At 72.7% G+C, this 27000-nt stretch carries 11 protein-coding genes and 1 pseudogene; 8 read left to right on the top strand and 4 right to left on the bottom strand.

Features of this window, described 5'->3' with window-relative positions; translation table 11 throughout:
- Positions 1–3: 3 nt before the first annotated feature.
- The 3 genes from ACOBQB_RS02300 to ACOBQB_RS02290 are packed head-to-tail and all read left to right on the top strand — an operon-like array spanning position 4 to position 3146.
- Positions 4–699: a HEAT repeat domain-containing protein gene (locus ACOBQB_RS02300; protein WP_423588349.1), complete on the top strand. Its 696-nt coding sequence runs from the start codon at positions 4–6 to the stop codon at positions 697–699.
- Between the two features lie 3 nt (positions 700–702).
- Complete coding sequence (locus ACOBQB_RS02295; protein ID WP_423588347.1) at positions 703–1713, top strand: HEAT repeat domain-containing protein; 1011 nt, start codon at positions 703–705, stop codon at positions 1711–1713.
- Positions 1714–1769: 56 nt separating this feature from the next.
- Positions 1770–3146 carry an ankyrin repeat domain-containing protein gene (locus tag ACOBQB_RS02290; protein WP_423588346.1) on the top strand — a complete coding sequence of 459 codons (1377 nt, stop codon included), beginning with the start codon at positions 1770–1772 and terminating at the stop codon, positions 3144–3146.
- Here the strand turns inward: ACOBQB_RS02290 and ACOBQB_RS02285 are convergent.
- Together ACOBQB_RS02285 and ACOBQB_RS02280 are read right to left on the bottom strand one after the other, a co-directional pair.
- Positions 3136–3904 (bottom strand): annotated as a pseudogene (locus ACOBQB_RS02285) (NPP1 family protein). The gene ACOBQB_RS02290 and the pseudogene ACOBQB_RS02285 overlap by 11 nt on opposite strands.
- A gap of 122 nt (positions 3905–4026) precedes the next feature.
- A complete protein-coding gene (locus ACOBQB_RS02280) occupies positions 4027–4974 on the bottom strand; it encodes a methionyl-tRNA formyltransferase (RefSeq protein WP_423588345.1) in 948 nt (315 codons plus the stop codon).
- A 250-nt stretch (positions 4975–5224) separates the two neighbouring features.
- Between ACOBQB_RS02280 and ACOBQB_RS02275 the strand changes: the two genes are divergently transcribed.
- The 5 genes from ACOBQB_RS02275 to ACOBQB_RS02255 all read left to right on the top strand — a co-directional run bounded on the left by ACOBQB_RS02275 (position 5225) and on the right by ACOBQB_RS02255 (position 23336).
- Positions 5225–6595, top strand: a complete 1371-nt coding sequence (locus tag ACOBQB_RS02275; protein ID WP_423588343.1) for a lysine N(6)-hydroxylase/L-ornithine N(5)-oxygenase family protein — start codon at positions 5225–5227, stop codon at positions 6593–6595.
- 194 nt (positions 6596–6789) lie between these two features.
- Entirely contained in the window at positions 6790–7779 is a 990-nt protein-coding gene (locus tag ACOBQB_RS02270; RefSeq protein ID WP_423588342.1) for an iron-siderophore ABC transporter substrate-binding protein, read from the top strand.
- A gap of 182 nt (positions 7780–7961) precedes the next feature.
- On the top strand, positions 7962–22265 hold the full coding sequence (locus tag ACOBQB_RS02265) for an amino acid adenylation domain-containing protein (protein ID WP_423588341.1): 14304 nt from the start codon (positions 7962–7964) through the stop codon (positions 22263–22265).
- Positions 22262–22471, top strand: coding sequence for an MbtH family protein (locus ACOBQB_RS02260; RefSeq protein WP_423588340.1), 210 nt, complete (start codon positions 22262–22264; stop codon positions 22469–22471). Before ACOBQB_RS02265 ends, ACOBQB_RS02260 begins: the two co-directional genes overlap by 4 nt.
- Positions 22472–22646: 175 nt before the next feature.
- The gene (locus ACOBQB_RS02255) at positions 22647–23336 is read left to right on the top strand and encodes a hypothetical protein (RefSeq protein WP_423588339.1); all 690 of its coding nucleotides are present in this window, start codon (positions 22647–22649) and stop codon (positions 23334–23336) included.
- Between the two features lie 71 nt (positions 23337–23407).
- Here ACOBQB_RS02255 and ACOBQB_RS02250 read toward each other — a convergent pair whose 3' ends face one another.
- Both ACOBQB_RS02250 and ACOBQB_RS02245 read right to left on the bottom strand, forming a co-directional pair.
- Positions 23408–25192, bottom strand: coding sequence for an ABC transporter ATP-binding protein (locus tag ACOBQB_RS02250; protein WP_423588337.1), 1785 nt, complete (start codon positions 25190–25192; stop codon positions 23408–23410).
- 77 nt (positions 25193–25269) lie between these two features.
- A complete protein-coding gene (locus ACOBQB_RS02245) occupies positions 25270–26973 on the bottom strand; it encodes an ABC transporter ATP-binding protein (RefSeq protein WP_423588336.1) in 1704 nt (567 codons plus the stop codon).
- Positions 26974–27000: the final 27 nt, after the last annotated feature.

The raw sequence follows: 27000 nt of genomic DNA, 5'->3' as shown, positions 1-27000 counted from the left end.
CCGATGACCCAGCACATACCGGACACACACACGCTTCGCGCTCGCCAAGGGCTGCTCCAAGGCCTGGAGGACGACCGCTCGTCCGTGCGGCTGCGGGCGGCGCTTGCGGTCGGCACGAATCCCGACCCGCAGTTCATCGACACGTTCATCGACAAGCTCATCGAACGATGCGCGGTCGAGCCCGACTTCTCCGTGCGGGAAACGCTCACGTGGGCGCTCACCCGCCATCCGGCGTCACTGACGGTCCCGGTGCTCGTCCGCGAAGTCCGTTCGCAGTGCGCACAGGCGCGCGGCCAGGCGTTGCACACACTGTCCAAGATCGGGGATCGCAGGGCGTGGCCGGCGATCACGAGGGCGCTTCTGGCCGACGCCGACGACGAGGTGGCGCGGAGCGCCTGGCGGGCGGCGGTCGTGCTCGTACCCGAAGGCGAGGAAGGTGAGCTGGCGGCCGTATTGTCGACACAGTTCGGGCGCGGTGACCGTCAGACGCACCTGAGCCTCAGCCGGGCGCTGGTCGCGCTCGGTGACGTGATCTCGCCGGTTCTGCGGGCCGCGACGACGGATCCCGACCCGGGCGTACGCGCGCACGCGCTCGCCACGGAACGGCTGTCGCGCGACCCGGACGCCGGATTCGAGTTCGCGATCGAGGAGGCGAAGCGTGTCGTCGCCCTCGGCGGTGCGGGCACGGAGGGGCGATAGGCAGTGTTGATCGGCGATGTGGCACGGCGGTCCGGGGTCAGCGCCCGCATGCTCAGGCACTACGAGTCGCTCGGCCTGGTGCGGCCGACGGGCCGTACCGGCGCCGGCTACCGGGAGTACTCCGACGACGACATCCGGCGGATCTTCCACATCGAGAGCCTGCGGTCGCTCGGGCTCTCGCTGCGTGACGTCGGGCGCGCGCTCGACGACCCGGGCTTCACGCCCTCGGGGCTCGTCGACGACCTCATCCGACGGACGCGCGAACGCATCGCGGTTGAGACGGAGTTGCTCACCCGGCTCCGCCGGATCGGTGCCGCGGAACCGGATGGCTGGGAGGATGTCCTCCAGACCGTCGCACTCCTCCAGGCGCTGGCGTCGAAGAGCCCCGAACAGCGCCAGCGCGCGGCCCTGTCCTCGGTCGGCGAAGTCCCGGTGCCGGTGGAAGCACTGGTCGAGGCGGTGCTGAGCGAGACGGATCCGAACGTCGCAGGGGCCCTTCGATGGGCTCTGGCGCAGTCCGGCGACGACGGATGGCCTCTGCTGGCGAAGGGCCTCGTGGCGTCGGCGGCCGAGGTGCGCGAACGCGCCGTCCAGGCCATCGCCGAGATCCCGGGCGACGAGGCGACCGCACTGCTGCGGGACGCCCTCGCCCACTCCGACGCCGTGGTCCGCAGGTGCGCGGCGCCGGCGCTCGGGGCCCGTGGGGTGGCCGAGGCGGCCCCCGTACTCATCGACATGGTCGTCGAGGAGGTGAACGACGTCGACGCCGCGGACGCCCTGAGCGCGCTGGCGGGCGGCAGCCCCGCGTTGGCGGAAGAGATCGCCACCGGGCTCGTCGACCGCCTCGCCGACAACGCCCCTGGCTCGTCCGCGCGTCGGCGACGGCTGGCAGAGGCGCTCGCGGAGATCCCGGGCAGCACGGCGGCGCGCGCCCTCGCGGATCTCTCCCATGACGAAGACCGCGCCGTTGCCGTGACGGCGACGTACGTCCTCGGGATACGTGACGACCGGTAGCGCGTCGTCCCCTTGCGAGCCGCCCTTACAGTGGCACTCGCGTCAAGGGGGTAGGGATGGACGGGAACGGACTCGGTGTGCGGCTCATGGCGGCGGTCCGGGCGGGGGACGCCGACGCGGTGCGGGCGCTGCTGGACGCCGGCGCGGACCCGGACACGGAGGTGGACGGGCTGTCCGCGCTGTGCGTCGCGCTGGCCGCGTACGACGAGGCGGTCACCGAAGCGCTGGTGCGCGCCGGAGCCGATCCCGACCGGGTGCTGCCGGACGGGACCACGCTTCTGTGGCGGGCCGTTGACGGCGGCTCACCGGCGGTCTTCGTCGACCTTCTGGGTTCGGACGCGCGGGAGCGGTTGCCGGAAGCCGCCCGTGAGCGGCTGCTCGCCCTGGCCCGGGGCTGGTACGAGACAGGGGCGGCCGAGGAGTTGCGGCGCCGGACCGGCGCGAGGGGTCCCGCCGTGATGGCCCGGGTGCAGGAGGACGCGTATCACTGGGTCGAGGAGATTTCGCTCGGCGGACGCGTCGTACGGGCCGGGCACGGCGCCGTCCTCACCTGGCTCGAATGGGCCTTCCGCGTCCTGACACCCGTCGACGAACTGGTCGCCCGTGCCGTTCGGCAGCGGGACGAGGACCATGTCGACTGGACGACGGCGCGCTGGATTCTCGTCCAGCGCCGGAGCGACGAGACCTGGTCGGCCGTGGTCGCCCACCGTCACCATCCCGACCCGTGGTACCGCCGGTTCGTGACGGACTACGTGCGGATGCGGTCGCTGGTGGACCCCGGGCATCGCTACTACCGGAAGAGAGAGGGCGAACTGCTGGCCGCCTGGGCCGCCGAAGAGACGGACGTCGACATGCTCGCCGAGGTTCTCACTGCGCTCGCCGAGTACGAACACCCGGGGCAGGAAGCCGTCGGGCTCCGACATGCCGGCCACCCGGACCCCCGCGTACGCCGCGAAGTGCCCTGCCTTCTCTCCGACGATGACGGCGACCCGCGCTCGCCGACTGCCAAGGACGCGATGCTCGCCCTGATGAGTGACCCGGACGCGGAAGTACGGCTCTACGCGTCCTCGGCGGCGATGGACGGCGATGAGCTCCGCGCACAGGCCACGGATGCTCTGCTCCTGCTGACCAGGAGCCCGGTCGTCCCCGCGCGCCACGGGGCCGCGGTGAAGCTGGCCGCTTCCCGTGACCGCACGCCCGCCGTCGCGGACGCCTTGTTCGCGCTGCTGGACGAGGACGAACAGCTCGTACGCCTTGAGGCCGCCTGGGGACTGGCCCGGCGCGACGACCCGCGTACCGAAGAGGCGTACGAGCGTGTGGGCCCCCTCGGTCCCGGTTTCGAGCACGACCACCGGGCCCACGCGCTGGGGGAGTGGCGGCAGCGGAGGAGTGAGGAGGCCGCCGGGTGTGGGCCTCCTCCGGTCAGGCGTTGACGTCGAAGGGGACACCGGCGGGCAGCGCCGCGGTCAGGTGGCCGGGAAAGCTCGCGTCCTTCAGGCCGAAGGTGGCGCTGCCGAAGTCGTGGGCGCTCAACTTCTCCCGCACGCCCGCCGGATAGCCGTTCCAGCCGACGAGAGACGGGAACTGCCAGGCGCCCCGGTGGTTCTCGGGCGGCTCGTCGGCCGCGTTCGCGGGGCGGAAGCAGTGCGTGCCGATGCCGTCCTTGTGGTAGACGACCTTCGGGTGGGTGCCGTCCCAGCGGAGCTGGTCGCGGCGGTGGATGTCGAAGCGGCCGTGGGCGGACGTGGCGACGTACTCGGCGCGGCCGTCCTTGACCCACACCACCACGTGCTCCCAGTCCGTGCCGGTGACCGCCGAGTCCGCTGCCGGGCACGGCCTGGTCCTTCTCGAAGTAGAGGCCGTAGAGGATGGCGCACCAGCCGTTGTCGCACTTGGCGCGGGCGTAGCCGTTGGTGTGGGCAAGGTCGCTCGCGTCGTGGCACTGGCCGTTGACCGCGCCGCCCGGCTTGAGACCGCCGTTGACCGTGCCGTCGGGGGCGATGGCGGGGGTCGGGTAACAGCCGTCGCCGTCATAGTCGTATGCGGGCTGGAACGTCTGCTCGATGCCGTCGGCGTTCGCGGGCAGGGCCTGTGGCGGGGCGGCGACGGCCGCGCTCACGGAGGCGACCGCCAGGGCGAGAGCGCCGATAACGGACACGGATGTTCTGCGGATGGCTCTGCTCGGCTTCACTGCGGTCTCCTGCGTCACGGTGGGGGCACGACAGAGTTGTCATGCCCCCACCATCAGCAGGTGACGCGTGTGTGCAACAGCTGTGAACAGTCGTGGAATTGAGCGGTGGCGGAGCCCGGCCGTCAGGGGCGGCTGGTGAGGTAGCCGCCCATGGACCTGAAGTACTCCGTCGCGGGCAGCTCGCGGCCGTCCTCGGTCCGGACGCGGGTGATGGCGAGGCCGTGGTTGCGGCCGGTGCGGGCGTCGGCGCCGGCGACGATCACCACACCCTCCCCCTCGCGGTAGAAGATGCGGCCCGGAGTGCCGCCGTAGCGGTTCTCGGAGACGACCGCGGAGACGACTTCGAGCCGCTTGCCCTTGTGGAAGGTGAAGGCGCTCGGGTAGGGGGCGGACTGGGCGCGGACGAGGCGTTCGAGGTCCTCGGCGGGCCAGTCCCAGTTGATGCGGATGTCTTCCTCGGCCCGCTTGTGGAAGAAGCTCGCCTGCGACCGGTCCTGCTTGGTGAACTCGGTCTGCCCCGAGGCGATCAGGTCCAGGGCGCCGATCGTCACCGGGGCGATGAGGTCGACCGTCTTGTGGAACAGGTCGGTGGCCGTGTCCGTCGGCTCGACCTTCACCGCGCGCTGCGTCACGATGTCGCCGGCGTCGAGCTCCTCGTCCATCATGTGGCCCGTGACGCCGACCTCGCTCTCGCCGTTGATGAGCGCCCAGATCAGCGGGGAGAAGCCGGCGTACTTCGGCAGCAGGGAGTCGTGGACGTTCAGCGTGCCGTGCCTCGGCAGCGTGTAGATGCGCGGCGGGATCCACGTACGCCAGTTGTTGGCGACGATGATGTCCGGGTCGGCCTCCTTGAGGCGGTCGAACAGCTCCTCGTCGTCGGGGCGGTTGCGGATGACCACCGGGACGCCGTGCTCCTCGGCGAGGTCGGCGACAGAATCGCTCCAGATCTTCTCGTACGCGTGCTCGCTCTTGGGGTGGGTCACCACCATCACGACGTCGTGCTCGGAGTCCAGGAGAGCTTGCAGGGTCCGGTGGCCCCAGGTCTGGTAACCGAACATGACGACCCGCATGTGTTTCCTCCTTGAAGAGCAAAATGAACCGCGCTTAGTAAAGCAAGCCTTACCTAACGGTGCAACAAGTGCCCTTCTGTGGTGAGTTCAGCGGCCCTCGGCACCCCTCTGTCCGATTTGTCGGGTCGACAGGTTGGCCGGATCAGGTTAGCTTTACCTAAGTTCCGCTGGTCGCCGCCTTTCGGTGTGCCCGGTCCTGTTGATTTTCATCCACGCCTGACAGGCGGCTGTCCCGCACGATGGGAGTGACATGTCTCAGGTTCTTCCTGGCGACGCACCTTTGATTCACGACCTCATTGGCATCGGCTTCGGGCCGTCCAATGTGGCCATGGCGCTTGCGCTCAGCGAGCACAACGCACGGGTCGGCAGGCAGGAGACCGTCACCGCTCACTTCTTCGAGCGCCAACCGAACTTCGGCTGGCACCGAGGCATGCTCATCGACGACGCGACGATGCAGGTCTCCTTCCTCAAGGACCTGGTGACGCTCCGCAACCCGTCGAGCGAGTACACCTTCCTGCGCTACCTGCAGAGCAAGGGCCGCCTGGTCGACTTCGTCAACCACAAGAACCTCTTCCCGCTGCGCGTGGAGTTCCACGACTACCTGGAGTGGGCAGCGGCGAAGGTCGACGACATGGTCTCCTACGGCCACGAGGTCATATCCGTCGAGCCCGTCGTGCGCGACGGACTGGTGGAGTACGTCGACGTGACGGCCCGCTCCGGGGCGGAGACGGTGGTCCACCGCGCCCGGAACCTCGTCATCGGCACGGGACTTCGCCCCGTCGTCCCGGAGGGCGTCGAGCGAACCGACCGCGTCTGGCACAACTCCGACCTGCTCGCCAAGGTGGACGGCCTGGAGGGCACCGACCCCACCCGCTTCATCGTGGTCGGCGCCGGCCAGAGCGCCGCCGAGAACGTGGCGTATCTGCACCGCCGCTTCCCCCGGGCCGAGGTCTGCGCCGTCTTCTCCCGCTACGGCTACAGCCCCGCCGACGACAGCAGCTTCGCCAACCGCATATTCGACCCCCAGGCGGTCGACGAGTACTTCACCGCCCCCGACGACATCAAGCGGCAGCTGATGGACTACCACGGCAACACCAACTACTCCGTGGTGGACATCGACCTCATCGACGACCTGTACCGCCAGGCGTACCAGGAGAAGGTCCTCGGCACCGAGCGGCTGCGGTTCATCAACGTCTCGCGGCTGACCGGCGTCAAGGAGGGCGACGGCAAGGTCCGCGCCACGATCAAGTCGCTCGTCACCGGCGAGGAGAGCGACCTCGACGCCGACGTCGTCGTGCTCGCCACCGGATACAGCCCCGCCGAGCCGCTCGGCGTCCTCGGCGAGGTCGGGAACCACTGCCACCGCGACGAGCGGGGCCGGGTGCGCGTCGAGCGCGACTACCGCCTCACGACCGACCCGGAACTGCGCTGCGGCATCTACCTCCAGGGCGGTACCGAGCACACCCACGGCATCACCTCGTCGCTGCTCTCCAACACCGCGATCCGGGTCGGTGAGATCCTCGACTCGATCGTCGACCGGGGCCTGAAGTCCGCTCTGGACGATGAGTCCGCTCTGGACGAGTCCCGGCCGGTCGCCGACGGCGTCGGTTCCGGGCGCTAGACCTCCGCTCGCCCCGACTCCCCACGGGGCACCGCGCCCGAACCACCCCCCACACGCCTTGCCCGCCGCGGCACCGTCGTACGCCGTTACGTCGCGGGCGTCGGCACGCACATTGTGAAAACCCCGTGAAAGGAACAACCGTGTCCACTGGAACACGCCCCGCGCTGACGAGGCTCGTCAGAAACGTCCCCCGCGTGGCCGTCGCAGCGGTCGCCGCGCTCACCCTGGCCGCCTGTGGGGGCGGCGACGGGAACTCCGAGACGAAGTCCTCGGGCGAGAGCGGCACCAAGTCCGGCGCCTTCCCCGTCAAGGTCGAGCACAAGTACGGCACCACGACGATCGACTCGGAGCCGAAGAAGGTCGTCACCCTCGGCCTGTCGGACCAGGACGCGGTGCTCGCGCTCGGCGTGAAGCCGGTCGGCGCGGTCGACTGGTTCAAGGAGAAGCCGTACGGCAAGTGGCCGTGGGCCAAGGACAAGTGGGGCTCCACGAAGCCCACGATCGTCGGTGAGCGCGACGAGTACAACATGGAGAAGATCGCCGCGCTGAAGCCGGACCTCGTCATCGCCCAGTACTCGGGGATGAAGAAGGAGCAGTACGAGACGCTCTCCAAGTTCACCAAGGTCGTCGCCCAGCCCAAGGGCTCTCCCGACTACGGCGCGTCCTGGCAGGTCATGACCCGCCAGATCGGCAAGGCGCTCGGCAAGGAGGCCGAGACCAAGAAGCTGATCTCCGGCATCGACGCCCGCTTCAAGGCCGTCCGCGACAAGCACCCCGAGTTCGCGAAGAAGACCCTCTCCGTCGCCGACAGCTTCGAGGCGGGCAAGTACTCGGCGTTCACGAAGACGGACCCCAAGTCCATCTTCTTCTCCGAGCTCGGCTTCAAGCTCAAGCCCGAGATCGACAAGCTGGCCAAGCCGGGCGCGAACGTCGCCGACCTCAGCGCCGAGAAGCTGAACGTCCTGGACGTCGACCGGCTGGTGTGGGTGACCTCCAGCACGGAGGCGAACGACCGGATCAAGGCAGAGCCGCTGTACAAGAAGCTGAAGGTCCACCAGGACAAGCGCGACCTGTTCGTCCCGTACCAGGACCCGGACGTCGGTGCCGCGTTCTCCTTCAACACGGTCCTCTCCATCCCGTACGCGATCGACGAGATCGAACCGATGCTGGCGGACATCAAGTAACACCCCTCCGCCGAGGCGGGGCCGGCTGACGAGGGACCAGGAGAGACGACCACTCGACGGCGCGCCGGACGGCGCGCCGTCGACGACGCGGCTCCTGGTCCCTTCTCGCTCCGCGCGCGGACCCGCTTCGGGCGCGGGACCACCTTCACCGACGTACCACCAGGGAAAGGCCATTTCGTACGATGTTTGACGTCGAGTCGGACCGGACATCCGCTTCCGGGATACCCGTGACCGGCGGGCAATCCGGCATCTGGCTTGCCCAGCAGATCGAGCCGGACAGCTCCGCCTACAACATCGTCTTCGCCCTGGACCTGCACGGCGACATCGACCTCGACCGTCTCGGCGGCGCCGTCCGGCAAGCCGTGGAGGAGGCCGGGTGCCTCCACGTGAGCGTCGTCGGAGAGAACGGCAGGGCCCTCCAGCGGTCCAAGGCCGTCTCCGTGGACGTTCCCGTCGTCGACCTGCGCGACGCGGCCGCCCCCGAGGACGCCGCCGCCGCGTGGATGGCCGCCGACCGCGACCGGCCCGCCGACCTCGCCCACGGCCCGCTCTTCGCCCAGGCGCTGCTGCGCCTCGCCGACGACCGCGTCTGGTGGTACCAGCGCTACCACCACATCCTCATCGACGGCATGGGCGTCGCCCTCGTCACCCGCCGCGCCGGTGAGCTGTACACCCTCGGCGAGAAGGCCCCCGCGCCCAAGGAGTGGACGCCGGATCGCCTCGTCGCCGCCGACGAGGCCTACCGCGCCTGCGAGCAGCACGCCGAGGACCGCGCCTGGTGGCGCGAGCGGATGGCCGACCGGCCCGAGCCCGTACGTCTCGTCGAGCGCGCCCCCTCGCTCATGGCGCGCCGCCTGCGGCGCACCGTCGAACTGCCCGCCGCCGACGTCGAGGCGCTGCACACCGCCGCCCGCGGCGCGGGCGTCCGCACGTCCCGCCTCCTGATCGCGTCCGTCGCCGCCTACCTGCACCGCGTCACCGGCGAGCAGGACCTCGTCATCGGCCTGCCGATCGCCGCCCGCGGCGACGCCGTCACGGCGGACATCCCCGGCATGGTCTCCAACATCGTCCCGCTGCGCGTCGCCGTCCGCCCCGGCACGACCGGCACGGACCTCGTGGCCGAGGTGCGCCACGCGGTCTCCGAGGCACTCGCGCACGGGCGCTACCGCGCCGAGGACCTGGCCAGGGACCTCGGCCTCGTCGACGGCGTGACCGAACTCGTCGGCCCCACCGTCAACATCCTGCCCCGCGGCGACGACCTGCGCTTCGCCGACCACGACGCCGAACTCCTCCCGGTGTGGCTGGGCCCGGTCAGCGACCTCGGCATCAGCTTCGGCGAGGCCCGCGGCGGCAGCGGCATCCACCTGCACCTCGACGCGGACGCCGACGTCTGCGACGAGGCGACGCTCCGCTCCCACGAGCACCGCTTCCTCGCCCTGCTGCGCGCCTTCGCCGAGAATCTCGACCGCCCCCTCGGCCACCTCGAACTCACCACCGACGACGAACGCGCCCGCCTCCTCGAAGAGTTCGGCACCGCGCCGCGCGAGGTCACCGACCTGTCCTGGCCCGCCGCCTTCGAGGCACAGGTCCGCCGCGCACCCGACGCCGTGGCGCTCGTCTGCGAGGACGAGGAGCTGACGTACGCGGAACTCGACGCCGAGACCAACCGGCTCGCCCGCCTCCTCGTCTCGCGCGGCGTCGGCGCCGAGGACGTCGTCGCCGTCGCCCTGCCGCGCTCCCCGCAGCTCGTGGTCGCCCTGCTCGCCGTGATGAAGGCCGGCGCGGCCTACCTGCCCCTGGACGCCGACCACCCGCAGGACCGCATCGCCTACATGCTGTCCGACGCCGGGGCGCGCACCGTGCTCACCGTGCGGGAACTCGCGGCCCAGCTCCCGCAGTCGCCGGACGTCACCCCCGTCCTGCTCGACGACCCCGCCACCGCCGAGGCCCGCGCCGCCCTGCCCGGCACCGCGCTCGGGGTGCCGGTCGCGCTCGACCAAGCCGCGTACGTCATCTACACCTCCGGCTCCACCGGCCGCCCCAAGGGCGTCGTCGTCCCCCACGACGGCGTCGGCAGCCTCATCGCCACGGCCACCGACCGCATCGGCATCGACGCGACGAGCCGTGTCGTGCAGTTCGCCTCCGTCGGCTTCGACGTGACGGTGTGGGACCTCATCATGTCGCTGTGCGTGGGCGGCCGCGTCATCGTCGTCCCCGCCGAGCGCCGCGTCGCGGGCCCGGCCCTGACCGACTACATCGCCCGGCACCGCGCCACCCACATGATCCTGCCGCCGTCGCTGGTCTCCGCGCTGCCGCAGGAGTGCGAACTGCCCGAGGGCGCCGTCCTGGTGGTCGGCACCGAAGCGGTGCCGAGCGAACTCATCGCCCGCTGGTCCGGGCGCGTCCAGGTCGTCGTTGCGTACGGCCTCACCGAGGCGAGCGTCAACTCCACCCTGTGGCGCGCCGAGCCCGACAGGACCGGCGCGACCCCCATCGGCGAACCCGACCCGAACACCCGCGCCTACGTCCTCGACGCGGCGCTGCGCCCCGTCCCCGTCGGCGTCGAGGGCGAGCTGTACGTCGCCGGACGCGGCCTCGCCCGCGGCTACCTGGGACGGCCCGCGCTGACCTCGGAACGGTTCGTCGCCGACCCGTACGGCGACCCGGGCACCCGCATGTACCGCACCGGCGACCGCGTCCGCTGGGCCGCCGACGGCAACCTCGAATTCCTCGGCCGCTCCGACGGCCAGGTCAAGATCCGCGGCCACCGCATCGAACCCGGCGAGACCGAGAGCGCGTTCATGGCGTGCCCCGGCATCGCGCAGGCCGCCGTCCTCGTCCGCGACGACCACCGGGGTGTCAAGCGGCTCGTCGCCTACCTCGTCGGCGACGGCCGCACGGCCGCCGAGAACGAGGCCGCCGTGACCGCCGCCCGCGCCCGGGTCGCCGAGACCCTGCCGGACCACATGGTGCCGTCCGCCGTCGTCGTCCTCGACGGCCCGCTGCCGCTGACCCCCAACGGCAAGCTCGACCGCCGCGCCCTGCCCGAGCCCCACTGGACGGCCGTGAGCGGCACCGACGCGCCCGCCACCGAGGCCGAGACGACGCTCGCCGCGTTCTTCGCGGACGTGCTCGGCCTGCCGTCGGTCGGCGTCCACGACAGCTTCTTCGAGCTGGGCGGCGACAGCATCGTCGCCGTCCAGCTGGTCAACCGTGCCCGCGAGGCCGGTCTGCGGATCAGCCCGCGTGACGTGTTCCGGCTGCGTACGGTGGCGGCGCTCGCCCGGGCCGGGGAAGCGGTGCCGGCTGTGTCGGCGCCGGAGGTCGAGCTGAACGCCGACGCCCTGCCCGTCTCCCCGCTCCAGGAAGGCTTCTTCTTCCACGCCGAGTTCGACGCCGGGGCCCAGGACCTCTACGTGGTCCAGGAACTCCTCGACCTGGCCGGGCCCGTCGACCCGGAGCGGCTGCGCCAGGCGCTGCAACTGCTCCTCGACCGGCATCCGCTGCTGCGCGCCGCCTTCCGGCAGCTGCCCGGCGGCCAGGTCGTCCAGCGCCTCGCCGACCACGTCACGCTGCCGTGGCGGCACGCCGACCTCGCCGGCACCGGCCTCGACGACCTGCTCGAAGCCGACCGCGCCGAGGGCTTCGACCTCACCCGGCCGCCGCTGCTGCGCGCCACCCTGATCCGGGACGGCGCACGCCACCGGCTGCTGCTCACCCTGCACCACATCGTCGCCGACGGCTGGTCCGTCTCCGTCCTGCTGCGCGAACTGACCGCCGCCTACCGGGGCGAGGAGCTGCCCGAGCCGGTCGCCCCGCACGCGTACCTGGCGTGGCTGGCGGCCCGGGACCAGGACGCGGCGCGCGACGCCTGGCGCCAGGCGCTGGCCGGCCTGGACGAGCCGACCCGCCTGCCGGACCTCGCGGCCGCCGGTGACCCCGCCACCGGCGGCGACGCGACCGGGCAGGCCAGGACCGCGCACGTCGACACCCGTCTCCCCGAGGACCTCACCACCGAACTGGCGTCCTACGCCCGCACGCACGGCCTCACCCTGAGCACCGTCGTCCACGGCACCTGGGGCCTGCTGCTCGGCGCCCTCACCGGCAAGCGGGACGTCGTCTTCGGCACCACCGTGTCCGGCCGCACGACCGAGGTCACGGGCCTGGACTCCGCCGTCGGCCTGTTCATCAACACCGTGCCCGCACGCGTGGACCTGCGCCCCGACGAGTCCCTCACCGACCTGCTGCGGCGCGTCCAGGACGAACACTCGGCGCTCCTCGACCACCAGCACCTCGGCCTCGCCGACATCCAGAAGACCGCGGGCGGCGGCGAACTCTTCGACACCCTCGTCGTGTTCGAGAACTACCCGACCGGCGACGTGTCCGCCCCCGAAGAGCCGGACGCACCGCGCATCACGGCCGCCGAGGTGTACGACGCCGTCCACTACCCCCTCGCGCTCGTCGTCGAGCCGGGCGAGAACCTGCTGCTGCGGTTCAAGCACGACGCGGGCCGCCTCGACCGGGCGACCGTCACCGTGCTCGCCGACCGGTTCGCGGCGCTGCTGCGCACCCTGGTCGCCGAGCCCGCCCGCACGGTCGCCCGCACCGGCCTGCTCTCCGGCCGGGAGCGCGAGCGGCTCGGCGAACTGAACGCCACCGCGCGGCCGGTCCCCGACGCCACGCTCACCTCGCTCTTCGCCGCGCAGGTCGCCCGCACCCCGCAGGCCCCGGCCGTCGTCTTCGAGGACACCACCCTCACGTACGAGCAGCTGGACGGGCGCGCCGAAGCCCTCGCCCGGCGGCTGCGGGCGCGCGGCGCCGGTCCGGAGAGTCACGTCGCGGTCGCCGTGCCCCGCTCGGCGGAGCTGATGGTCGCCCTCCTCGGCGTCCTCAAGTCGGGCGCCGCGTACCTGCCCGTCGACCTGGACTACCCCGCGGACCGCGTGGCGTTCATGCTCGGCGACTCGGGCGCGCGCACCGTCGTGACCACGGCGGAGTCGGCCGGACGGCTGCCCGCCGTACCGGGACTGGAACCCCTGGTCATCGAAGAGGCCGAAGAGACCGACGCGGCCGGTGGGGTCGCCGAAGCGCCGCCGGTCCGGCAGGCGGAGCCCGACCACCCCGCCTACCTCATCTACACCTCCGGTTCCACCGGCCGCCCCAAGGGCGTCCCGGTCACCCACCGCGCCATCGTCAACCGGCTCGCCTGGATGCAGGGGGAGTACGGCCTCACCGCCGACGACCGGGTGCTCCAGAAGACCCCGGCCAGCTTCGACGTATCCGTGTGGGAGTTCTTCTGGGCCCTGATCGAGGGCGCCACCGTCGTCCTCGCCCGCCCCGAAGGCCACCGCGACCCGGCGTACCTGGCCGACCTGATCCGGGCCCGGCGGATCACGACCCTGCACTTCGTGCCGTCCATGCTGGCCGCGTTCACCCAGGTCATGGAGGCCACCGCCGACCACCGTGACTGGGCGGCGAGCCTGCGGCGCGTCTTCTGCAGCGGCGAGGCGCTCACCGGCGCGGACGCCCGGCGCTGGAGCGAGCTGACGTCCCGCTCCGGGCAGGCCCCCGTTCCGCTGCACAACCTCTACGGGCCCACCGAGGCCGCCGTCGACGTGACGTACTTCCCCTACGAGGGCGCCGCCGGACTCGCCGTGCCCATCGGGCGTCCCGTCTGGAACACCCGGCTGCACGTCCTCGACGCCTTCCTGCGCCCGGTGCCGGACGGTGTGCCCGGTGAGCTGTACCTCGCGGGTGTGCAGCTGGCGCGCGGCTACCACGACCGGCCAGGCCTGACCGCCGAGCGGTTCGTCGCCGATCCGTTCGGCGCGCCCGGTGAGCGCATGTACCGCACCGGTGACCTGGTGCGCCGCCGCGCCGACGGCACCGTCGAGTACCTCGGCCGCACCGACCGCCAGGTCAAGATCCGCGGCAACCGCGTCGAACTCGGCGAGATCGAGACGGCTCTGGCGGGCCTGCCGGGCGTCGCCCGCGCCGCCGTGGTCGTCCGCGACGGTGCCCTCGTCGGCTATGTGGTCCCGTGCCCCGGCACCACCGCCCCCGACACCGAAGCCCTGCACGCCGCGCTCGCCGACGTGCTGCCCGCGACCATGGTGCCCAGCGCCGTCGTGGCCCTCGACGAACTGCCCCTGACCCCCAGCGGCAAGCTCGACCAGAACGCCCTGCCGGCACCCGACGTGACGGCGCGGGCCGGTGGCCGCGCGCCCCGCGACGATCGCGAGCGCGCCCTGTGCGACATCTTCACCGCCGTGCTCGGCCTTGAGGGCATCGGCGTTGACGACGACTTCTTCGTCCTCGGCGGCGACAGCCTCACCTCCATCGCCGTCGCCACCCGCGCCCGTGAGCGGGGGCTGACGCTCAGCCCCCGCGACGTCTTCGAGCACCGCACTCCCGCCGCGCTCGCCACCGCCGCCGCCGACGCGGCCCCGGCCCCCACCCCCGAGGCACCCGTGCCCAGCGACAACGTGACCGTCTCCGCCACCGACGCCGGACAGGCCGCCGCCGCCCTCCAGGCCATGCTGGCCCAGCAGGACCAGTCCGGCGCGGCCGTCGACCCCGCCCTGCGGGCCCTGCTCGACCAGCTGACCTCCGCCGCCGGCACTCCCCAGGAGGCCCCGGCCCCAACACCACGCCCTCTGGGCGGACTTGAGCTCTCCCCCGAGGAGATGGCCCGCGTCGAAGCCGTCGCCGGGCATCCGGTCGCCGACGTCTGGCCGCTCTCCCCGCTCCAGGAAGGCATGTACTTCCATGCCACCTACGACGCGGGCGACGCGCTCGACGTCTACCTCTCCCAGGAGACCCTCGACCTCGACCGGCGCGTCGACGCCGACCGGCTGCGCGCCGCCTGCCGCACGCTGCTGGAGCGCAACGTCAGCCTGCGCGCCGGTTTCACCAGCGACGGCCTGCCGAGCCCGGTCCAGTTCATCGTGGACGGCGCGGAGATCCCCCTCGTCGAGGTGGACCTCTCCGAGCTGCCCGCCGGCGAACAGCGCACCCGTAGCGAGGAGTTGCTCGCGGCCGACCGGCGCCGACGCTTCGACCTGTCCTCCGCCCCGCTGTGCCGCCTGCTCCTGATCCGCCTCGGCGACGGCCGGGACCGGCTCGTCGTCACCCACCACCTCATCCTCTGGGACGGTTGGTCGGCGTGGCTGTTCCTTGAGGAACTCTTCACGCTGTACGAGTGCTCCGGCGACGCCACCGGCCTGCCCGCCCCCGGCTCCTACCGCGACTACCTCGCCTGGCTCGACGAGCAGGACACCACGGCCGCCCTCGACGCCTGGCGCACGGCCCTGTCCGGCTTCGACGAGCCGACCCTGCTCGCCCCCTCGGGCCGCGACGCGGGACCGGTCATCCCGGCCGACTTCGACGCCGTGCTGACCCCGGAGACGAGCGAGCGGCTGCGCGCCCTCGCCCGCCGCCACGGGCTCACCCTCAACACCGTGCTGAACGCCGCCTGGGGCCTGGTGCTCTCCGCGATGACCGGCCGTGCCGACGTCACCTTCGGCACCGCGGTCTCCGGACGGCCCGCCGACGTGACGAACGTCGCCGGCATCATCGGCATGTTCCTCAACACCGTCCCCGCCCGCGCCGCCTTCTCGCCGGACGAGCCCCTGCTCGACCTGTTGCGCCGCATGCAGTCCGAGCGCGCCGCCGTCATGCCGTACGAGTACGTGGGGCTCGGCACCCTCCAGCAGGAGACCGGCCACCGGAAGCTCTTCGACACCCTGTTCGTGCTGCGCTCCGCCGACGGCGAGGACCGCGCGGCGGCCCTGCGCCGGCGACACGGCATCACCGGCGTCACCAACGTGGACGGCACGCACTTCCCGCTCACGCTGATCGTCACGCCCGGCGCCCGGATGCGGGTCACCCTGGCGGCCCGGCCCGACCTGTTCGACGCGGCGGAGGCGCAGACGATCCTCACCCGCTTCACCGCCGTGCTCGACCGGCTGGCGGCGGCACTCGACAGCGGCACCCCCGGCTCCGCCCGGACCGTCGGCGTCGACCTGCTCCTGCCCGGGGAGCGCTCCTCGCTGGCCCGCGAGTGGGAGGCCAGCCGCGAGCCGGTACCGGACGAGACCGTCGCCGACATGCTCGCCGCCCAGGTCGCCCGCACCCCCGACGCGGTCGCCCTCGTCTTCGGCGAGCGCTCCCTCACGTACGCCGAACTCGACGCGCACATCAACCGGCTCGCCCGGCTGCTGCTTGCCCGCGGCGCGGGACCGGAGAAGGTCGTCGCGCTCGCGCTGCCGCGCTCCATCGAGATGGTCGCCGCGCTCTTCGCCGTCCTGCGCACCGGCGCCGCGTATCTGCCGCTCGACCTCGACCACCCCGCCGACCGGCTGCGCCTGATGGTCGAGGACACCGGCCCCCTGTGCCTGGTGTCCACGGCCGCCGTCGCCCCGACCCTGCGCGGCACCGAGGGCCCCGTCGCCCCCGAACTCCTCCTGGACGACGAGACCGTGGCCGCCGAGCTGGCGGCCCTGCCCGGCGGCGAGATCTCCGACGCCGAGCGCCCCGCCTTCGCGCACGGCGCGCCGGGCCGCCTGGAGCACCCGGCGTACGTTATCTACACGTCCGGCTCGACCGGCCGCCCCAAGGGCGTCGTCACCCCCTACCGGGGCCTGACGAACATGCAGCTCAACCACCAGAAGGAGATCTTCGACCCGGCCATCGCCTCGGCGGGTGGACGGCGGCTGCGTATCGCGCACACCGTCTCCTTCGCCTTCGACATGTCCTGGGAAGAGCTGCTCTGGCTCGTCGAGGGCCACGAGGTCCACGTCTGCGACGAGGAGTTGCGCCGCGACGCCGAGGCGCTCGTCGCCTACTGCGACGAGCACCGCGTCGACGTCGTCAACGTGACGCCCACCTACGCCCAGCTCCTCATCGAAGAGGGCCTGCTCGATCAGGACGAGACGGCGGGCAAGCACCGTCCCGCGCTGGTCCTGCTCGGCGGCGAGGCCGTCCCCGACACGGTGTGGACGAAGCTGCGCCGCACCGAGGGCTGTTACGGCTACAACCTGTACGGCCCCACCGAGTACACGATCAACACGCTCGGCGGCTCCACCACCGACAGCGCGACCTCCACCGTCGGCGTGCCGATCCGCAACACCCGCGCCTACGTCCTCGACACGATGCTGCGCCCCGTCCCGCCGGGCTGCCCCGGCGAGCTGTACATCGCCGGCACCGGCCTGGCCCGCGGCTACCACGACCGGCCGGCGCTGACCGCCGAGCGGTTCGTCGCCGACCCGTTCGGCGCGCCCGGTGAGCGCATGTACCGCACCGGCGACCTCGTACGGCAGCGCCCCGACGGACTGCTCGACTTCCTCGGCCGCACCGACGACCAGGTCAAGATACGCGGCTACCGCATCGAGCTGGGCGAGATCTCCACGGCCCTGTCCGCCCACCCGGAGATCGCGCACGCCGCGGTCGTCGTCACCGAGACCGCGGGCACCAAGCGCCTCGTCGGCTACGTCGTACCGGAGGAGGGCGCGGGCCGGGGCGAGGACCTGGTCCAGCGGCTGCGCGAGCACCTGAAGGCCGGACTGCCGGACTACATGGTGCCCTCCGCGCTCGTCACCGTGGGCACCCTGCCGCTGACCGTCAACGGCAAGCTGGACGTCAAGGCCCTGCCCGCCCCCGACCTCGGCGCCACCGGCCCGAGCCGCGTGCCCCGCACCCCGCGGGAGGAGACGCTCTGCGCGCTCTTCGCCGAGGTGCTCGGGCTGCCCGAGGGAAGCGTCGGCATCGACAGCGACTTCTTCGAGCTCGGCGGCCACTCGCTGCTCGCCACCCGGCTCGTCAGCCGGGCCCGCACCGCGCTCGACACCGAGCTGGCGATCCGGGACCTGTTCGAGGCGCCCACCGTCGCCGAACTGGTGGAGCGCGTCCAGCGCGCCGACGGTCCCGCACGCCCGGCGCTCACCGCGGGCGAGCGCCCCGACGAACTGCCGCTCTCGCACGCCCAGCAGCGCCTGTGGGTCATCCAGCAGATCGAGTGCACCTCGGCCGCGTACAACTTCCCGCTGGTCATGCGGTTGCGCGGCGCCCTCGACACCGAGGCGTGGCGTGCCGCGCTCGCCGACGTGACGGCGCGCCACGAGGCGCTGCGCACGGTCTTCGTCACCACCACCGACGGCCGTACGTTCCAGCGCGTGCTGCCCGCCGAGCAGGCGCACCCCGTGGTGGAGTGCCTGCGCGCCGACGAGGCGGAGGTGCCCGGCATCATCGACACGGCCGTCAACCGGCCGTTCGCCCTCGCCGCCGAACTGCCCCTGCGCGCCACCATCGTGGAGCTGGCGTCCGAGGACCACGTCGTCGTGCTGCTGCTGCACCACATCACCACCGACGAGTGGTCGGACCGCCCGTTCCTGCGCGATCTGGCCACCGCCTACGCCGCCCGCCTCGCCGGCACGGCCCCCGACTGGGAGCCGCTGCCCGTCCAGTACGCCGACTACGCGCTGTGGCAGCAGCGGCTGCTCGGCGACCCCGAGGACGAAGGCAGCCTGGCCGCACGGCAGCTGGAGTACTGGCGCACGACGCTCGCCGGGGCCCCGGAGGAGCTGGAGCTGCCCACCGACCGGCCGCGCCCCGCGCGCCCCGCGTTCTCCGGCGCCGAGCTCGACATCGCGTTCGACGCCGAGCTCCACGAGGGGCTGCGGCGGCTCGCCCGCGAGAGTGGCGCCAGCATGTTCATGGTGGTGCACGCCGCCGTGGCCGCCCTGCTCCACCGCATGGGCGCCGGGACGGACATCCCTCTCGGCTCACCCATCGCCGGGCGCGGCGACGAGGCGCTCGACGAACTCGTCGGCTTCTTCGTCAACACGCTGGTGCTGCGCACCGACGTGAGCGGCGACCCCAGCTTCACCGAACTCCTGGCCCGGGTCCGGGAGACCGACCTGGCCGCGTTCTCCCACGCCGACGTGCCTTTCGAGGCCGTCGTCGAGAAGCTGAACCCGACGCGCTCGCTCTCCCGCAACCCGCTCTTCCAGGTGATGGTCGGCTACCACGCCCGCACCGGCGACGAGCTGGAACTGCCCGGCGTGCGGCCGGAGTACGTGCCGTTCCGCGCCCGCTCGGCCAAGTTCGACCTGGTCTTCAGCTTCACCGAGCACACCTCCGCCGACGGCGGCGCCGACGCGCTGAACTGCCGCCTGGAGTTCGCCACCGAGCTGTTCGACCAGGGGACCGCCGAGCGGATCGGTGACCGTCTGCGCAGGCTCGTCGCCGCGCTCGTCTCCGCCCCGGAGCGGCCCCTGTCACAGGCGGAGATCCTCGCCGCCGACGAGCGGCAGCTGGTCCTCGAAGGCTTCAACGGCGCGCCGCGCGAGGTCGACGAGGAGACCTTCCCCGCGCTGTTCGCGCGGCGGCTCGCCGAGCGGCCCGACGCGGTCGCCGTCGTGGACCGATCCCGGTCGGTCAGCTACGCGCAGCTCGACGCCCGCGCCAACCGCATCGCTCGGCTGCTGGCCGCGCGCGGTGTGGGCGCCGAGAGCGTGGTCGGTGTGGCAGTGCCCCGCTCCGTGGACATGGTCGCCGCCGTGCTCGCCGCGCTGAGGCTCGGCGCCGCGTTCCTGCCGCTCGACCTGGTCCACCCCGGCGACCGCCTCACGTACATGATCGAGGACTCGGGGGCGGCCCTCGTGGTCGGCACCGAACCGGTCGCGGGCAAGATCCCCGACGTGACAGGCGTCCCCGTGGTGCTGCTCGACGCGCCGGACACCGCCGCCGAGCTGGCGACGCTGTCCGACGCACCTGTCGACGGCGGGCCCATCGGCCTGGACCAGGCCGCGTACGTGATCTACACGTCCGGCTCGACCGGCCGCCCCAAGGGCGTCCTCGTACCGCACGAGGGCATCTCCAGCCTCGTCGCCACCGCCGTCGACCGGATGGGCCTGCGGCACGACAGCCGGGTGCTCCAGTTCGCGTCGATCGGCTTCGACGTCTTCGTCTTCGAACTCGCCATGGCCCTGTGCCACGGCGGGCGGCTCGTCCTCATCACCGACGAGGCGCGCGTCGCGGGCCCCGCGCTCACCGACTTCCTCGCCGACCAGCGGATCACCCACATGATCCTGCCGCCGTCCCTGGTCTCCGCGCTGCCGCCCGGCTGCCAACTGCCCGAAGGGTCGACCGTCCTGGTCGGCACCGAGACCGTGCCGCCGGACCTCTTCGAGCGGTTCGGTACGACGGCCCACCTGATCTGCGCGTACGGACTCACCGAGGCGACGGTCAACTCCACCCTGTGGCCCGCCCGCGAGCACGGCGGCCCCACCGGCGGCCGGGTGCCGATCGGCCGCCCCGACCCCAACACGCGCTGCTACGTCCTCGACGAGCACCTGCGGCCGGTCCCGCCGGGCGTGGTGGGGGAGCTGTACGTCTCCGGGCGCGGCCTCGCGCGCGGCTACCTCGGCAAGGCGGCCCTGACGTCGGAGCGGTTCGTCGCCGACCCGTTCGGCGCGCCCGGCAGCCGCATGTACCGCACCGGTGACCGCGCCCGCTGGTGGGCGGACGGCAACCTCGACTTCCTCGGCCGGGTCGACACCCAGGTCAAGGTGCGGGGCTTCCGCATCGAGCTGGGGGAGATCGAGGCCGCCCTCGCCGGGCACCCCTCGGTCGCCCAGGCCGCCGTGGTGCCCGACCGGGACGGCGACATCGTCCGCATCGTCGGCTACGTCGTACCGGAGCGGGAGGACGACGCCGTACCGGAGCGTGGACTTGACGCTCAGGAGGTCCGTGCCCATGTCGCCGGGCTGCTGCCCGAGTACATGGTGCCCGCGATCGTCGTGCCGCTGGACGGCCCGCTGCCCCTGACGCCCAACGGCAAGCTGGACCGCAAGGCGCTGCCCGCGCCGGACTGGTCCGCGATGACCGGCGAGGCCCGCCCCGCCACCGAGACGCAGGCCCGGCTCGCGGCCCTGTTCTGCGAGATCCTGAAGCTGGACAGCGTCGGCGTGCACGACAACTTCTTCGCGCTCGGCGGCCACTCCATGGCCTCGATGCGGCTCCTGAGCCGTATCCGCGCCGAGTTCGGCGCCGAGCTGAGCATCAGGGACGTCTTCGACGCGCTGACCGTCGCCGGGATCGCCGGCAAGCTCGACGGTGCCGCGGCCGCCCGCCCGGCCCTGCGCCGCGCCGACAGCCGCACCGACGGCCACGACGGGCCACGGGAAGCCGCTCCCGTCCAGCGCCCCCAGTGGGAGACGTACCGCCGAGGTCCCGGCTTCGACCACGCGCTCGTGCTCCGCTCCCCGGGAGGCCTCGACACGGACGCGCTGCGCGCGGCGCTCGCCGACGTGGTGACCCGCCACGAGCCGCTGCGCACGGCGTTCGTCGAGCACGACGGCACGTTGCTCCAGCGGCCGGCCGAGGCTCCCGCGCTGACCGTGGAGCGGTGCGCCGACCTGGACGGCCGCCTGACCGAACTCGCCGCGCACGCACCCGACCTGAAGGCGGAGGCACCGCTGCGGGCCTACCTGCTCAACGGCCCCGACGACCGCCAGGCCGTGCTGCTGACCATGCACTACCTCGCGGTGGACGAATGGTCGGTGGTCCCGCTCTTCCGCGACCTCACCTCGGCCTACGCGGCCCGTACGCAGGGCGCGGCGCCCGCGTGGGAGCCGCTGCCGGTCACGTACGGCGACTACGCCGACTGGGCCCGCGAGGTCCTCGGCGACCTCGCGGACCCCGGCAGCCGGGGCGGGCGGCAGCTCGCGTACTGGCGTCAGGCGCTCAGCGACGTACCGAAGGAGCTGGCGCTCCCGGCGGACGGCCCGCGCGCCTCCCTCACGGACGGCACCGGGCGGCCCGGCGGCCACGTGGGCTTCGTCCTCGACGAGGAGCTGCACGCGGCCGTGGACCGGCTCGCCCGCGCCACCGGCACCAGCATGTTCATGGTGCTGCACTCGGCGCTCGCGGCCCTGCTCACCGCCCATGGCGCGGGCACCGACCTGCCCATCGGCACGATGGTCGCGGGCCGCACCGACGACCAGCTCGCCGACTTGGTGGGCTGCTTCCTCAACACGGTCGTCCTGCGCACCGACACGGCGGGCGACCCGACCTTCGCGGAGTTGCTGACCCGGGTGCGGGAGACCACGCTGAGCGCCCTGGACCGCCAGGAAGTACCGTTCGACGAGGTCGTGCGCGCGACCGGTCTGCCTGCGTCGGGGCCGCAGGTCATGGTGATCCACCATGAGCAGGCCGACCTGGAGCAACTGGAGGGCGGCATCGGCTCGCTGGAGGCGGTGCCGACCGGCACGGCCCGGGCCGACCTGACCTTGAGCTTCTACGAACCCCGCGGCGACGGCCCCGTGCACTGCGGGCTGATCCACGCGACCGACCGGCTCGGCACCGCCAAGGCGCGGCAGCTGGCCGACGAACTTCAGAGGCTGCTGCGTACCGTGGCAGCCCAGCCCGAACAGCCGCTCTCCGAGCTGTTCACCGTACCGTCCACGAGGAGTGACAACGCATGAGCACCAACCCGTTCGAGGACCCGCAGGGCACCTTCCTGGTCCTGGTCAACGACGAGAACCAGCACTCGCTGTGGCCGTCCTTCGCCGAGGTGCCCGCCGGCTGGCGGGTCGTCTTCGGCGAGGACACCCGCGAGGCCTGCCTGGCGCATGTGGAGGCCAACTGGACCGACCTGCGCCCCGCGAGCCTGGCCGCCGCCCAGGGCTGACCGCCGACCGGCAGAACTGACCGCCGCCCCGGAGGAATCCTCTCCGGGGCGGCGGTTTCGCCTTCTACGTCACGGGACGAGCACCATACGCGCAGCCCACCTGAGTACGTGTACTCATGCCAGCCGGGTCCCCGCGCCCATCTGCCATGCCGCCGCGCCTGCCTAGGGTGCTCGTATGCCCGATGAGAACGTGCCCAGCCCCGCCACCACCCCCGACGCGCCCGAGCCGGGGGCCTCCCCTCGGGCCCGCCCCACTCCGGGATGCGGCGGCGCCGCGCTCCTCGGCGTATTGCTGCTCGCCGGCACGCTCGCCTGGGGCTCCTGGGCGTCGACGGACTTCCCCCGCGTCGCACCCGAGGACATGGCGGACCGCGCCCTCCAGCGTTCCCAGAAGGCCTACACCGTCCTGGGCTTCAAGCGCACCATCGCCCCCGGAGTCGAGGACATCGGCGTCAGCACGGAGAACACGCTCGGCTCCTCCTTCTGCCACGACGGCGGGCTGCTGGGACTTGAGGACAAGACCGTCGACGGCGCCTACGCGATGAGCCACAGTTGGGCCCTCGACCATGTGCCGGCGAGCCAGGCGGTCCCCGGTCTCCGCCGCCTCCACCGATTCCTCCAGGACGAGGGCTGGAACGTCACGTCGTACCGCGAAGGCAAAAGAGGCACGTCCTGGGACCTGTTCGTCCAGCGGGACGACGGCGAGGAGCGGATGTCCTTCACCTGGTACCCGGACCGCGAGTACTTCACCGGCGGCGCCACCGTGCCCTGCGCCTACGACCCGGAATGGAAAAACGGCGACGTCGGCCCTGCCGGGGACCAGCAGAGGCCGCCCGCCTTCGGAGCCGCACAGCGGAACCAGTGAGCGAGGCAGCGGAAAGGGGCTCGGCCCGGCGAGCGGGTCGAGCCCCTTTCCTGTTGGCGGAAGGCGTGTGTTCAGGCCCCTTCGGGAACCTCCCGGCGGCTGTCGGACCAGGCCGCCCACAGCGCGGCGTAGCGGCCACCGGCCGCCACGAGTTCGTCGTGGGTGCCGGTCTCGACGACGCGGCCCTGGTCGAGGACGACGACGCGGTCCGCGGTCGCGGCCTGGGGGAGGCGGTGCGCCACCATCAGGCCCGTACGCCCCTCCAGCGCCCGTACGGCCGCCGTCTCCAGGACGCGTGCGCCCGCGCTGCCCGCGTCGGCCGTGGCCTCGTCGAGGATGGCGATGGGCGGGTCCGCGAGCACCAGGCGGGCCAGGGCGAGATGCTGCGCCTGGGTCACCGTGAGCCGGTGCCCACCCTCGCCGACGACGGTGGCGAGGCCCTCGGGCAGGGCCTCGGCCCACTCCAAGGCGCCCACATGGGTCAGGGCCGCGCGCAGTTCGTCATCGGTGGCCTCGGGCCGCGCCAGGCGCAGGTCCTCCGCGAGCGGCCCGGCGAACACATGGACCTCCTGGCTGATGAGCGTCACCGCGCGGCGCACCCCGGCCGGTCCCAGCTCCCGCGTGTCGACGCCGCCCAGGGCGATGGCCCCCTTGGACGGTTCGTGGACCCCGGCGATGAGCTTGGCGAGCGTGGTCTTCCCGGCCCCGCTCGCACCGACCAGCGCCACCCGCTCGCCGCTGCGGATCTCCAGGTCGACGTCGGCGAGCACGGGCTGACCCGAGGCGTACGCGTGGCCGAGCGAGGTCACCTTGACCGAGCCGTCCACCGGGGCACCGCTGTTGCCCGCCGCGCGCTCGGCGGGGAGGTTCGAGACCCCGATCAGGCGGGTGAAGCTCGCGCCCGCGGACTGCGCGTCGTCGAGCAGGAACAGCGCGGCGTTGACCGGGTTGAAGAGGCTGTAGAAGTACAGCGCGGCCGCGGTGGCCGTGCCGATGCTCACCGAGCCGTTGTCGACCAGCGCGAAGCCGGCGGCGAGCACGGCGGCGAGACCGAGGTACTCGGCGAGGTTCAGCCGGGAGAAGAACCCGGTGGCGATGTGGATGCCGCGCAGCGCCAGGTCACGCGCCGATGCCGACCGCTGCTCCAGGAGGCCGGCGTGCGTGGTGTTGAGCCGGAAGGCGCGCACGGTCCGCACCCCGCCGATGCTGTCGAGCAGCTGGTGCTGCAAGGCCCCGGTGGCGACGCGGTGTTCGGCGTACACGGGGGAGGAGCGGCGCAGGTACCAGCGTACGGAGAGCACCTGGACGGGCATGGCCACGAGCGCCGCCAGCAGGAAGCGCCAGTCGAGGACGGCGAGTCCGCCGAGGGTCAGCACGATGGTGAGCGCGGAGCGGGTGAACTCCGGCAGCGCCTGGCGCACCGACTTCGCGATCACGGAGACGTCGCTGGTGACCCTGGAGACCAGGTCGCCCGATCCGGCGGCCTCGACGCGTTCGAGCGGCAGCCGCAGCGCCCGCTCGATGAACTGCTCGCGCACGGCCGCGAGAACGGTCTCGCCGAGCCGGGCGACCAGGGCGCTGCCGATCGCCGTCGCGGCGCCGCGCACCAGCGCCACCGCGACCAGCAGGATCAGCGGCACCGTCAACGCGTCGGAGCCGCGCTTGTCCACCACCAGGTCGACGATGTGCCCGAGCAGGGGAGCGGTCAGCAGACCGATTGCGGTGCCCGCGGCCAGGACCACGAAGGCGACCGTCGCCAGGAGCCGGTGGCCGCGCAGCATGGTGCGCAGCGCGGCCAGGCTCTCGGAGGCGGATGCGGTCGGCAGGAGGACGCGGTCCGTGCTGGTAGGGCTCATGGTGTCGGGGGTCTCTTCTGTCTCTCCCGGCTTCGCGGTCTCCGCCGGCTTCTGTGTCTCGCTTGCGTACGCGGATGTCATGCGAGCACCGCCGCTCGGTACGCCTCGTCGGCGGCGACGAGTTCGGCGTGCCGGCCCTCGGCCGACACGGTGCCCTCGTCGAGGACGATCACGCGGTCGGTGACCGCGAGGAGGGCCGGGCTCGTGGTGATGAGAACGGTGGTGCGGCCCTGGCGGGCGTCGCGCAGCCGGGCGGCGATCCGCGACTCGGTGACGGTGTCCACGGCGGTGGTCGGGTCGTGCAGGACCAGGACGGGTCGGTCGGCGGCGAGCGCCCGGGCGAGCGCCACGCGCTGGCGCTGGCCGCCGGAGAGCGACCGGCCGCGTTCGGCGAGCACCGTGTCCGCGCCGTCGGGCAGCAGCCGGGCGACCTCGTCCGCCGCCGAGGCGGTGAGGGCGGTGTCGACCACCGCGGCCCCGGCCTGGTCGTCCGCGCCTGCCCGCACGTTGTCCAGGAGGCTGCTCTCGAACAGGTCGGCGTCGTGGTGGGCGACCAGGACGGCGCGGCGCAGCCCGTCCGGATCGAGTGCGGTCAGGGGTACGCCGTCCAGCTCGACGAGGCCGTCGGCGGGGTCGGTCTCCCTGGCCAGGCAGTGCAGCAGGTCGTTGGCGACGGCCGGGTCCTTGGTGACGACGCCGGTCAGGCTGCCCGCCTCGATGTCGAGGTCCACCGCGCGCAGCGTGCCGAGCGACACCCCGCGCAGCCGGATGTGCCCCGCGGCCCGGTCGGACGGCATGTCCTGCCCACCCTCCACGGCGGCGGGCGCGGCCAGCACCTCGGCGATCCGCCGTGCGGACGCGCGGCCCTGGGCGAACTCGGCGTTGACGTAGGTGAGCAGCTGGAACGGGCCGAGCAGGAACTGCGCGAGACCGACCGCCGCCACCAGTTCGCCGACGCTGATGCTGCCGCGCATGGCGAGATAGGCGCCCACGACACCGATGACCGCGATGAAGACGCCGGTCAGGGCGAGGACGGCGCCCTCGTGGCCGGACCGGCTGCGGGCGGCCCTGAGCGCGGCGGCCAGGGAGTCCTGGCTCGTCGTGCGGTAGCGGGCCACGGCGGCCGACTCGGCGCCCATGCCCTTGAGGACCCGCAGCCCCGAGACCAGGTCGGCGGCGACGCCGGAGGCGTGCGCGGCCTGCTCCTGCTCGGTCTCGCTGCGGCGCTCCAGCGGCAGGCTGATGCGGTGTCCGAGCCACAGCAGTGGCGGGATGCCGAGCAGGACGAGGAGGCCGAGCGGGACGGAGATCCTGAGCAGCGCCACCGCGCTGATCACCAGGGCGGCGACCGCCGCGATGCCGTAGGTGAGGACCGTCGCCACGGAGCCCACCCGGCGGGCGTCGTTGGTGGCGATGCTGGTGAGCGCGCCCGGCAGCCGGTTCGCGTCGGAGCCGCCGCGCGGGTCGAGGACCCGGGCGCCGAGTTCGAGCCGCAGCTCGTGTGCGGCCTGCTCGCCCGCGCCCTCAGTGATCCGCGCGCTGTTGCGATAGCACGTGGACAGCACGAAGAAGAGGACAGCGAGCACCAGGAGCCAGCGCCACAGGGCCCCGGAGTCGCCGGTCGCGACGGCCGTGTCGATGGCGACGCCGATGACCACAGGGACCAGGGCCTCGCATCCCTGATGGGTCATGCCGAGCAGGGAGGCGGCGACGATACGGCGTCGTTGCCCCCTGATCGCCCTGCGGAGGACGTGCCCCCCGGTTGGTGCTCCAGCTGGCATGCGGCCCTCCGCGAAGACGTTCAGATG

The organism is Streptomyces sp. G5(2025), assembly GCF_049542075.1.
Classification (GTDB): Bacteria; Actinomycetota; Actinomycetes; order Streptomycetales; family Streptomycetaceae; genus Streptomyces.
Note: the sequence above shows the minus strand (reverse complement) of the source record. Positions and strands in the feature narration are given on the sequence as shown.

What these genes read in the sequence shown, in the direction of transcription:
- ACOBQB_RS02275 (WP_423588343.1), top strand. Translation starts at nt 5,225, where the DNA reads ATGTCTCAGGTTCTTCCTGGCGACGCACCTTTGATTCACGACCTCATT.
- ACOBQB_RS02260 (WP_423588340.1), top strand. Translation starts at nt 22,262, where the DNA reads ATGAGCACCAACCCGTTCGAGGACCCGCAGGGCACCTTCCTGGTCCTG.
- ACOBQB_RS02265 (WP_423588341.1), top strand. Translation starts at nt 7,962, where the DNA reads ATGTTTGACGTCGAGTCGGACCGGACATCCGCTTCCGGGATACCCGTG.
- ACOBQB_RS02300 (WP_423588349.1), top strand. Translation starts at nt 4, where the DNA reads ATGACCCAGCACATACCGGACACACACACGCTTCGCGCTCGCCAAGGG.
- ACOBQB_RS02255 (WP_423588339.1), top strand. Translation starts at nt 22,647, where the DNA reads ATGCCCGATGAGAACGTGCCCAGCCCCGCCACCACCCCCGACGCGCCC.
- ACOBQB_RS02280 (WP_423588345.1), bottom strand. Translation starts at nt 4,974, where the DNA reads ATGCGGGTCGTCATGTTCGGTTACCAGACCTGGGGCCACCGGACCCTG.
- ACOBQB_RS02250 (WP_423588337.1), bottom strand. Translation starts at nt 25,192, where the DNA reads ATGAGCCCTACCAGCACGGACCGCGTCCTCCTGCCGACCGCATCCGCC.
- ACOBQB_RS02290 (WP_423588346.1), top strand. Translation starts at nt 1,770, where the DNA reads ATGGACGGGAACGGACTCGGTGTGCGGCTCATGGCGGCGGTCCGGGCG.
- ACOBQB_RS02245 (WP_423588336.1), bottom strand. Translation starts at nt 26,973, where the DNA reads ATGCCAGCTGGAGCACCAACCGGGGGGCACGTCCTCCGCAGGGCGATC.